General features: G+C 71.3%; 12 protein-coding genes. 3 read left to right on the top strand and 9 right to left on the bottom strand.

Translation table 11 applies throughout. The features are described from left to right. Positions 1-85: 85 nt before the first annotated feature. The 7 genes from Q1N79_RS02050 to Q1N79_RS02020 form a co-directional block, all read right to left on the bottom strand. On the bottom strand, positions 86-1,246 hold the full coding sequence (locus Q1N79_RS02050) for a hypothetical protein (protein WP_300603470.1): 1,161 nt from the start codon (positions 1,244-1,246) through the stop codon (positions 86-88). Next, the gene (locus Q1N79_RS02045) at positions 1,219-1,512 is read right to left on the bottom strand and encodes a hypothetical protein (protein ID WP_300603467.1); all 294 of its coding nucleotides are present in this window, start codon (positions 1,510-1,512) and stop codon (positions 1,219-1,221) included. The genes Q1N79_RS02050 and Q1N79_RS02045 overlap by 28 nt, the downstream gene beginning before the upstream one ends. Further along, positions 1,509-1,850 carry an SAV_915 family protein gene (locus Q1N79_RS02040; RefSeq protein WP_300603465.1) on the bottom strand — a complete coding sequence of 114 codons (342 nt, stop codon included), beginning with the start codon at positions 1,848-1,850 and terminating at the stop codon, positions 1,509-1,511. Before Q1N79_RS02040 ends, Q1N79_RS02045 begins: the two co-directional genes overlap by 4 nt. Then, positions 1,850-2,140: a WXG100 family type VII secretion target gene (locus tag Q1N79_RS02035; RefSeq protein ID WP_300603461.1), complete on the bottom strand. Its 291-nt coding sequence runs from the start codon at positions 2,138-2,140 to the stop codon at positions 1,850-1,852. Before Q1N79_RS02035 ends, Q1N79_RS02040 begins: the two co-directional genes overlap by 1 nt. Positions 2,141-2,664: 524 nt before the next feature. Next, positions 2,665-2,895: a DUF397 domain-containing protein gene (locus tag Q1N79_RS02030; RefSeq protein WP_300603459.1), complete on the bottom strand. Its 231-nt coding sequence runs from the start codon at positions 2,893-2,895 to the stop codon at positions 2,665-2,667. Beyond that, positions 2,826-3,341, bottom strand: a complete 516-nt coding sequence (locus Q1N79_RS02025; RefSeq protein WP_300603456.1) for a DUF5753 domain-containing protein — start codon at positions 3,339-3,341, stop codon at positions 2,826-2,828. The genes Q1N79_RS02030 and Q1N79_RS02025 overlap by 70 nt, the downstream gene beginning before the upstream one ends. 9 nt (positions 3,342-3,350) lie before the next feature. Next, positions 3,351-3,710, bottom strand: coding sequence for a helix-turn-helix transcriptional regulator (locus Q1N79_RS02020; protein WP_300603453.1), 360 nt, complete (start codon positions 3,708-3,710; stop codon positions 3,351-3,353). Between the two features lie 145 nt (positions 3,711-3,855). Between Q1N79_RS02020 and Q1N79_RS02015 the strand changes: the two genes are divergently transcribed. Genes Q1N79_RS02015 through Q1N79_RS02005 form a run of 3 tightly spaced genes read left to right on the top strand, consistent with a single transcriptional unit; the run spans position 3,856 to position 4,519 of the window. Beyond that, positions 3,856-4,077, top strand: coding sequence for a hypothetical protein (locus Q1N79_RS02015; RefSeq protein WP_300603450.1), 222 nt, complete (start codon positions 3,856-3,858; stop codon positions 4,075-4,077). After that, a complete protein-coding gene (locus Q1N79_RS02010; protein ID WP_300603448.1) occupies positions 4,074-4,322 on the top strand; it encodes a hypothetical protein in 249 nt (82 codons plus the stop codon). The genes Q1N79_RS02015 and Q1N79_RS02010 overlap by 4 nt, the downstream gene beginning before the upstream one ends. Then, entirely contained in the window at positions 4,319-4,519 is a 201-nt protein-coding gene (locus tag Q1N79_RS02005) for a hypothetical protein (protein WP_300603445.1), read from the top strand. The genes Q1N79_RS02010 and Q1N79_RS02005 overlap by 4 nt, the downstream gene beginning before the upstream one ends. 107 nt (positions 4,520-4,626) lie before the next feature. Here the strand turns inward: Q1N79_RS02005 and Q1N79_RS02000 are convergent, their stop codons facing one another. Together Q1N79_RS02000 and Q1N79_RS01995 are read right to left on the bottom strand one after the other, a co-directional pair. Then, entirely contained in the window at positions 4,627-5,553 is a 927-nt protein-coding gene (locus Q1N79_RS02000) for an alpha/beta hydrolase-fold protein (RefSeq protein ID WP_300603442.1), read from the bottom strand. Positions 5,554-5,556: 3 nt separating this feature from the next. After that, positions 5,557-6,205 (bottom strand): hypothetical protein (locus Q1N79_RS01995; RefSeq protein WP_300603439.1); only part of this gene is annotated, 649 nt, incomplete at its 5' end.

The following is a 6,205-nucleotide window of genomic DNA, read 5'->3' as shown; positions in this document are numbered from 1 at the left end:
GTCGGCGACCGGGCGGCCTGCCCTGGGCGCGGTTACCTCGTCCAGGCGGGACAGCCGGTCCTCGTCCAGGTCCCGGAGCCGACCGTCAGTTGGTGAGCCAGCTCGGCAGGTCGCTGACGTGGTTTCCCGCCCACTGCGCGGCATCGGTGACGCCGTCGCCGACCGAGTGGACCACGTGGTTGATCGTCTTCTTGTTGTGATCGACGCCCCATTGGACGAGGGCGCCGACGCCGACGCCGACAACGGCCAAGGCCGCCACGAGTCCGACGCCCGCCACAGCCTCTGGCAGGAGCGCGGCCACGACAGGGACCGCCACGAGGGCCGCGATGTTGCCGGCGTTGTCTTCGACCCCGGCGAGTGCGCCGTGCTTGCGGATAGAGTCACGGACCTGCCATGCCGTTATCACTATCGCCGCGATGAAGGCTGCCCGCCCGGCCAGATCGGCGTAGCCGTCGAACTTGCCGGCCACCGCGACGGCACGTTCACCGGCGTCGAACGCGTCGTCCGCGGCGGCTTCCACGGCTCGGCTGCCGTCCTCCGCCGCTGTCATCTCCAGCCGCACCCCTTCGTCGAGAGCGGCTTTCGCGGTGGTATCGATGCTGTGCGCCACGATCGTCATGCCGTCGGCCAGCAGGCTGAGCGGGTTCGTGAGGTACCCACTGAGGTACTGCCCAGCCGTCCACACGCTGACGTCGACCGCGAGGATATTGAAGTCGCCCAGGGCCTCGAGCACCGACTCCAGGGCGGTCACCAGGTCATCGACCGCGGCGGTGACGTCGTTCCACATCGCGCCGATGTCGCGATCGGAGTCCTGCAGGCACTGCCGCAGCGACAGCTGGGTGCCGTCGGGCATGTGCTCGAAGCCCCAGGGCAGCAGGAAGTGCTCGGCGCCGTCAAGCAGGGTCAGCCCGCAGCCGCACCAGTACTGCTCTAGCTGGTAGGCCCGGCGGAGCAGGTCGGCGAGCCGCTCGCCGAACTCGATGATCGCCGCGGCGGCGGACCTGGCGCTGGCGATCAGGTCCGCGTACCGGGCGCGCCTGGCGCCCCAGTCCTGCGTAAAGGCGTCCGCCACGGGCCCGGCCCAGGTCTGCCGAAGCCCGGAGCCGCCGGCCCGGTCGGCGGTGTCGAGGTCGCTGTCCAGCTGGTCCATCAGCGTGCTGATCGTGTACCCGGCGTGCAGCCACCCGTCCGGGTCGCCGGCGAGCCCGAGGCTGCCCATCAGGACGTGCCCCCGGGAACCAGCCACGCCGCCAGCGCCCGTTCCGTGTTCTCGTAGGTGGCGGCGGTGGCGGACAGATGCCCGGCGACGTCGCCGAGCTCGGCGCCCGCCCGGCCAAGAGCGCCGCCGAGCTCGGCGAGGACCCGGTCAAGCAGCCCCGGGGCGCTGCCGGGCGCGGCGGCGCCCGGCGTGCCGGCGATCTGCCCGCCTGCCTGCCCGAACGACCCGGCGGCCTGGTCCAGCTGTGACGCGCCCCAGTTCAGCGCGCCGAAGTCGACCCCGAGCTGGGTCATCTCCCGTGCTCCCCGTCGGCATCGGCACCACCCCTGGCCTGCCCCGCGGCGGCCAGCGCGGCCACGTCCCACGGCGGGCCGTCGGCACGCCACCGGGCCTCCTGGCTCAGCGGCAGGTTCACCACGGGACCAGGCAGCCGCTGGTCGCGCAGGTCGGCCATGAGCGCGCCGATCCGGACCGCCAGCCACGGCTGATGCTCGCCGCAGCACTCGACCAGGCGGTCAAGGTCGGTATACGCGAGCACGCACCCCACTCCGCCCACCTGGTGCATCAGGTAGGCAGGCCCCCGCGAGTCGGGCAGCGGGCAGGCGAGGACGAACAGGACCGCTTCGTCCATTACGACCACTGGCTGCGCAGCGCGTCTTCCTGCTCGTCGTACACCTGGCCGGTGTTGCGCAGGCAGGAGCCGATCTCGTCAAGGACCGTCTTGGTCTGCTGCTGCGTGGTCTTCCACTCTTCGTACGTGTGCTGGAACGCCGCCGCCGCCGGCCCCGTCCAGGTGCTGGCAAGGTCGGCCATCTGCGCGGTCAGCACGGACAGCTGCGACTCGATCTCGCCCGCCGTCCGCTGAATCTGCGCCGCCTTATCGGCGACGTCGCCAGTGGATACTGTGATGTTATACGGCACGGCTTAATTCCCCTCCAGTAAACCAGTCGGCGGCGCGACCGCGCTGCGCGGAAATTCCCGCGCGGCGGAATCCCGCTCGGTAATTCCCGCTGTGAAGGTGACGCGCGATTAAGCGCCCCGGATGGCAGCGCGGCCAACCGTAATCAAACCGAGACCCCCGGCAGGCTCGCGAGGGCGAAGGCCAGTGTGCCACCGTCCGCTGGCGGCCGGCGCCCGGAGCGCGATCCCCGGACAAGGTCGGACACCCGCCAGCCGTGAACGAGACCGAGCGGTCGTCGGGCTGTTCCGGCCCCTCATCCAGCCAAGCGAGCTGTCGAACCGCGGCTGGGACGCTGTCGTTGTAGCTGTTCAGCTCGGGTGCAAGTGCGTAAATCGAATCTCCGGCCGACCAGGAGTCCCTGCCACGCCCCCGCTCGTGGGGTATGCCTCATGATCATGGGTCAGAAGGGGCCCTATACGACCCCATTTGACCCATGATCATCCTACATGCCGGTTTCCGGGAGGTCGTATGCTTGCTGAATCAGCTACCTGTCGTTCGCGGGCATCGGCCTGGTCGACCCGATCCTGCCCATGATCTCCACCTTCGCGGCGAACTCGCGCCACACTTGCGGCCCGAACGCGAGCACCGCGCCCGCGCGGTCCTTAGTGTCGCGCACCAGGACGGCACCGGGCACGGCGCCCGCCTCTACGCAGTCGCCGCCGTTAGTTCCGCTGTAGCTTGATTTGCGCCAGGTTGCGGCGCTGTCTTGGTCCATTCCTCTGCAACCCTCTCGATCAGCGCCAAGGATTCGCTTCCCTTGTACGCTTCGGTCCGCAACGTATCGAACATCAGCGCCATGTCGGCAGCGGTGCCGGGGTCCTCTAGTGTCTGCCCGTCCGCTGCGGTCTCCAGGTACACGATAGTGCGGTGATCTTGCGTCTCGGCGATGGCGAACGCCCCGTGCAGGCCGGGATGCGCCCCGATACGCGATATCACCTGAATGGTGATGTTGGGCCGCTCCGCCAGCTCCACCAGGTGCAAGAGCTGTTCACGCATGATCTTCGGGCTGCCGATCTCGCGACGCAACACGTTTTCGTCCAGCAGCACCCAGATCACAGGCGGCAACGGCACGGTGCGGTCCAGGATCACCTGCCGTTTCAGCCGCCCGGCAACCCGCTCGCTGATCTCTTCGGCGGTGGCATTCGGATGCTTGGACAGCACCGCCCGCGCCTAGTCCTCCGTCTGGAGAAGGCCAGGCAGCAGCGTGTGCTGGAACAGCCGCAGCTCCACCGCCTCGGCCTCATACGGCTGGAACGGCCGGAACCCGGCGGAGAACGGCACCCCGTGCAGCCGTTCTTCTATCCGCTCGAATATCCCCGGCAGCCCGAACGCCGCGTCTAGCCGCCTGGCCTGGTCCGGGGTCGGCGCGCGGTACATCGTCTCGATGTTGGCGATCGTCGAACCCGTATAGCCGATCTGCCGACCTAGCTCATCGCGGGACAAGCCCGCGTGCTCGCGCATGGCCTTGAGCTGGTCAGCGAACAAACGCCGGTCGGGGTCTTCGCGGTCTTCACGCCCGGGAGCGCTCACGTCACACGTCCTCACGCGATCAGGGTCTGTAACACAGCTGCGGGTGAACCTTCCAGCACGCTACGCCGCCGCGTGACGATTGTCCCGCGTCCCCGGGCCGGTGGCCATTCCTCCCGGTCCGGGGCCGCCCCGGAAAGGAGGAGGCATGCCGGGCATCGCGGAGACGGACGCCTTCGCGCGGCTGCGATGGGACTGGGGCAGCGCCTACGACTTCGCGCGTGACGACAACCCGGTCAACCCGCAGCCGTACACCGCAGTCCGCAAGGACGGTAAAGGCACGCTGACGGCAGCAGACCCCGACACACTGCGGGACGCGGTATTGGGGGACTACCTCGCACGCAGCGTCCCCCGCGAGGCCGCGTCGTGATCGTCTTCCTGTGGGACGCTGGCAACGCCCACGGCGTGACCGACGACGAGTCCCGGGCACGCCAGGCCGCCGGGGCATGCCTCATCAGCGGTCAGGCGACCACCGCCCGGGTCGAACGTGCCGTCACCGTCCTGGGGATCTGCACGCTGACCACCTGCTACCAGCGGACCGGCGACGGCTGGTCAGCACGCCGTCGCGACGGGCGGATCACCCGCTGGCAGAAGTTTGACCCGGCGGCGTCGTGAACCGGGCGGACGCAAAGCGGATCAAGACCCGGCTCAAGGAGCGCTACCCCGGCAGCGAGGTCACCGTGGACCGCGAGCCCGGCGGGCTGCGCATCCAGATGCGCACCGGCCCCGCCTCCACCATCATCGCGGTCACCGGCGACGAGCCCAGCGCAATCCTCGCAGCCCTGACCGAACCTGCCGAACCAGACAGCTGACAGCACCAAGCCCCGCTCCGGCTCGCAAGCGCATCACCGTCATCACTGGCTTCACGGCATGGGCCGTAACTGGCTGACTGAGTGGGACGCTCATCCCGCGGAGCGGTTCAGCCTAGGTGGCTGGCCAGGAAGGCGAGCGACGGGGGTTCCTGCGCGGTGAAGAAGGCGACGTCGTGGCAGCCGGTGGCGAAGTCCACGACGGCCCCCGCCGGCAGCGCGCGGGCCAGTGCCCGCACGCCGGGGTAGAACGGGTCGGCGTAGCCCGCCGCGACGCGGACCGGCAGGTGCGCGAGCGCCGCGGCGTGCGTGACCGCGTCGTCGGCGGCGAAGTCGGCCGCCGAGGCGTAGGCCCCGGCGTTCGCCGCCCGCGCCTGCTGGTAACTGGTCCAGATCGCCGGGCTGATCGCGGCCACGGCGGCCACCAGCGCCGGGTGCTTCTCGGCGAGCAGCAGGGCGCCGTAGCCGCCCATCGAGATGCCCATCGCGCCGATCCGGTGCGGCGGACGGCCAAGGCCACGCCGCCGGCACATCGGGATGAGCTCGCCGGTCAGCATCGCCATCGGGTCGTCGCCCGGATGCGCGTTCCAGTAAGCGTTCCCGCCGTCCACGGTGACGATCGCCATCGGGGCCAGCGGCGCGCCGCCCGCTCGCAGCGCGAGCGCCCGGGCAGGCGACATGCCGGACACCGCGTCGGCGTGGTCGCCGCCGTAGCCGTGCAGCATCACCACGAGCGGCAGCCGGTCGCCTGGCCGGTGTCCCGGCGGGTAGGCGATCGTGTACCCCACGGTCCGGTGCCGCGCGGCCGAGTAGAACGTCCCCGACTGCGCGGGGCCCGGCGGCGCGTACGGCGCCAGGTCGGCGGCCGGCACCGAGCACGCGCCGTCGATCGCGTCGAGCACGCTCTTGCCCGGCAGCACGCCATGGTCGACGAGCTCGACGCCGGCGGCGCCGGCCGCCGCCACGGCGGCCACCGAGGCGAGGGTGTAGCGCAGGAAGAGGCGGCGGGGTGCGTTCTGGATACGCGAGGGTGACACCGGTCAGCCCCTCGCGGACCCGGGCCCGAGCGCGACCCTGGCCGTGCGCGCCGCCTGCCGCGCGACCGCCAGCGCCAGCGCCATCACCGCGACGCCGGCCACGTCGACAAGGCCCGCGTGGAACAGGCTGCGCTGCCCGCCGGTCGCGACCCAGCAGGAACAGCCGGCGAGGAAGACGGCCATGACCGCGCACGCCGCGGCGGCCAGGCGGGTCTCGAAGGCGAGCAGGCGGGGCGGGAGTTCGGTGCGGCGCACGAGCGTCGCGGCGGCGGCCACCGCGCACGCCAGCGCGAGCGGGCTGACCGCCATCCACGCCAGCTCGGCGCCGGGGAAGGCGGCGAGCGCGCCGGGGTGCGCCCAGTAGGCCGAGACCGACAGCGACATGGCCCACTCGAACGCGGCCAGCCCGGCCGGGACCAGGCCATGGTGGCCGCCGGTGCCCGGCCAGCCGTTCCCGAAGTGGCGGGCGCCGGTGAACAGGACCGTCGCCGCGACAGCGAGAACCGCCGACGGGACGGCCAGGCGCCCGCGCGGCCGGCGGTGCACGGCGCTGACCGCCACGGCGCACAGCACCGGGAGCAGGGCCAGGGCAGCCAGGGCGAGGAAGGCGAGCATCGCCGCGGACGTCACGACCGTGGCCACCGTCGCGGGG

The organism is Trebonia sp., from assembly GCF_030042015.1.
Taxonomy (GTDB): domain Bacteria; phylum Actinomycetota; class Actinomycetes; order Streptosporangiales; family Streptosporangiaceae; genus Trebonia.
Note: the sequence above shows the minus strand (reverse complement) of the source record. Positions and strands in the feature narration are given on the sequence as shown.

Bases quoted from the DNA above. Each gene is read 5' to 3' on its own strand.
- Q1N79_RS02045 (WP_300603467.1), bottom strand. From the start codon at position 1,512: ATGACCCAGCTCGGGGTCGACTTCGGCGCGCTGAACTGGGGCGCGTCA.
- Q1N79_RS02040 (WP_300603465.1), bottom strand. From the start codon at position 1,850: ATGGACGAAGCGGTCCTGTTCGTCCTCGCCTGCCCGCTGCCCGACTCG.
- Q1N79_RS02030 (WP_300603459.1), bottom strand. From the start codon at position 2,895: ATGGACCAAGACAGCGCCGCAACCTGGCGCAAATCAAGCTACAGCGGA.
- Q1N79_RS02015 (WP_300603450.1), top strand. From the start codon at position 3,856: ATGCCGGGCATCGCGGAGACGGACGCCTTCGCGCGGCTGCGATGGGAC.